Source organism: Rhizobacter sp. P2_H2 (genome assembly GCF_056403375.1).
On record NZ_JBFUFP010001119.1, the window covers coordinates 1 to 1,707 of the forward strand.

At 66.1% G+C, this 1,707-nt stretch carries 3 protein-coding genes; all 3 read left to right on the forward strand.

The annotated features are described in order from the left end of the window. The coding region (locus AC1D15_RS30680) for a beta-barrel domain-containing protein (RefSeq protein WP_477829001.1) at positions 1-570 on the forward strand (570 nt) is incomplete at its 5' end. Then, entirely contained in the window at positions 560-1,033 is a 474-nt protein-coding gene (locus AC1D15_RS30685) for a hypothetical protein (protein WP_477829002.1), read from the forward strand. The genes AC1D15_RS30680 and AC1D15_RS30685, both read left to right, overlap by 11 nt. Before the next feature lie 26 nt (positions 1,034-1,059). Continuing rightward, the gene (locus AC1D15_RS30690; protein ID WP_477829003.1) at positions 1,060-1,410 is read left to right on the forward strand and encodes a hypothetical protein; all 351 of its coding nucleotides are present in this window, start codon (positions 1,060-1,062) and stop codon (positions 1,408-1,410) included. The last annotated feature ends 297 nt before the right edge of the window (positions 1,411-1,707 follow it).

Genomic DNA, 1,707 nt, shown 5'->3' on the forward strand with positions numbered 1-1,707 from the left:
CAGCTGGAGAACGAGCGCATCGACACGCTGGCGCTGCTCAACCGCAGCGACCAGGAGCTGCAGAAGTCCACGGTGCGTGCCGGGCAACTGGAGATCCGCGCGCCGAACGCCGGCATCGTGAAGGACCTGGCGACGACGACGCGCGGCGCGGTGGTGTCGGCGGGTGCGCTGCTGATGACCATCGTGCCGCAGGACGAGCCGCTGCAGGCCGAGGTGCAATTGCGCAACGAAGACGTCGGCTTCGTCAGCGTGGGGCAGCCGGTCAAGGTGAAGGTGGCCGCCTACCCGTTCCAGAAATACGGCCTGCTCGACGGGCGCGTGATGCTGGTGAGTGCCGACGCGGTCGATCCGAAGCAGCAGCCGGCGCAGCCCGGTCAGCCGCCGCTGAACTACCGCGCCGTCGTGCAGATCGACACGCACCAGCTGCAGAGCATGGCGACCGGCGAACGGCTGGCGCTGAACCCAGGCATGGCGATCACGGCCGAGGTGCAGCAGGGGCGGCGGTCGGTCATCGAGTACCTGCTGTCGCCAGTGCGCAAGCTGGGGCAGGAGGCTGCTCGTGAGCGGTGACCTGGAGCGTGAGTCATGGACGACGGCGCTTTCGCGTGCCGCATGTCGTCGCGCATCAATCCTGGCCGTCGGTCTTCTCCTGCCGGTCGTTGTCGCGGCGGCTGAACCCTTCGAAGGCACGTTCCATAGCAAGACTCACGTGCTGCGCTTGCATCAAGTGGGCTCTCGCGTGTGCGGAGAATGGAGTCATGCCACGCAGTCAAGAAATCGCGAGGGACTCGTTGCCGGCGTCATCGTTGACGGGGCACTGTTGCTGAATGAGTGTCCCGACTTCGAACTCGCCTGCGCGCCTCAACCGACAGACGATCGACCGCAACGATTCACGTGGAAAGGCCGCAACCTGGCGCGTGCGAGCGACGGGGGACACGACGAGATCTTTGTGCGGGAGAGTTCGGGGATGCCCATCTGGAACAACGCTCAAGCCAAGGAAGCGGAACCGTTCCTCAGTTCCTGCAAGTGGTAGTCGTCGTCTCCTTCGGCATGAATTCAATGGCACCCATCGCATTCCTGATCGTATACATCGCCCTCAATGGGCTCTTCATGGTCTGGGCCGGGCGGCAAGCCTTGTCCGTCCAGTGCGGGCTTCTCGTGTGTCTTGCACTGGTCCCGCTCGTCAGTTTCGGCGCAGTCTTTTTTCTGGCAGGTCGGGCGGTTCACGAGGGAGTCTCTGCGGCCTACTGGCTGCCGACATTCGCTCTCGCGCTACCTGGACTGGCCGTGGCGTGCATGGTGCTCGTTGGCGCGTTCCATCAGAAGCCCCGGACGCTGCGACCCCTCGGGGCGATCGTTCTCTCGGTCCTGCTGGCGGTGGCTCCGATCGCGCTCATGAGTCGCCTGTGAAGCAGGGAGTGCCGCAGGCCGCGCGCGAGCGCTGAGCCTGTCTAGAATGCCGGGCGGCGTGCTGAGGGGCGCGCCGAGAACCATGAATCCAACGAGGGAGCCCGGCGCCACGCTCGGGCGAGGAGGGGTGATGTTGAAGTGCCTGCGTACGGCAGCCGAGCGGCTGGCGGTGTACTTGTCGCTCGCCTGCGGCGTCGCGCTGCTGGCGTCCTGCGGCGGGGGCGGGGGCGGCGGTGTCGGCGACAGCGGTCCGTTCTCGGTGACCTACGACCGTACCAGCATCGACCTGGCCTGGGT

What these genes read in the sequence shown, in the direction of transcription:
- AC1D15_RS30690 (WP_477829003.1), top strand. Translation starts at nt 1,060, where the DNA reads ATGGCACCCATCGCATTCCTGATCGTATACATCGCCCTCAATGGGCTC.